The following is a 450-nucleotide window of genomic DNA, read 5'->3' on the forward strand; positions in this document are numbered from 1 at the left end:
GTGTATATGAACCTGACCGGAATTCACGCCGAATATTGGCGACAACGTAAGGCACCCATTCCGGGCTGGGCGGCCGGATTCATGCCGCGCGCCCGTGTTGATATCGATGCGTGCGTGAATCAGCACGCGGAACCGAAACCGCGACGCGCGGACGGCGTGCACGCGTGTGATAACCTGTTGGCTATCATCCGTTCGCACCGAAAGCATATCGCGCGCACGCATCGCGGCGACTCCAATGCAGAGTTCCGCGTATCCGCGCTCGCTTGCTATCTCGAAGGCATAGCGCAACAGCCGGGTACCGTGTGCAATCCCGAAAAGCGCGCGGCTTTTGCTCGCAAATGGGCGGCCCGCATCCGCAACCGTGCGCGCGACGTGGCTCGGGCGCGTGAGGAATAACCTAGGAATCGATAGGGTTATTGTTGTCGGGTGCACTGCGCCCGCATACAATAG

At 60.7% G+C, this 450-nt stretch carries 1 protein-coding gene; it reads left to right on the plus strand.

Annotated elements, in window-relative coordinates:
• The coding region (locus M3677_RS17235; RefSeq protein WP_251161170.1) for a hypothetical protein at positions 1 to 396 on the plus strand (396 nt) is incomplete at its 5' end.
• Between the last annotated feature and the right edge of the window lie 54 nt (positions 397 to 450).

Origin of the sequence: Curtobacterium sp. P97, assembly GCF_023712445.1 — a bacterium.
Lineage (GTDB): Bacteria > Actinomycetota > Actinomycetes > Actinomycetales > Microbacteriaceae > Curtobacterium.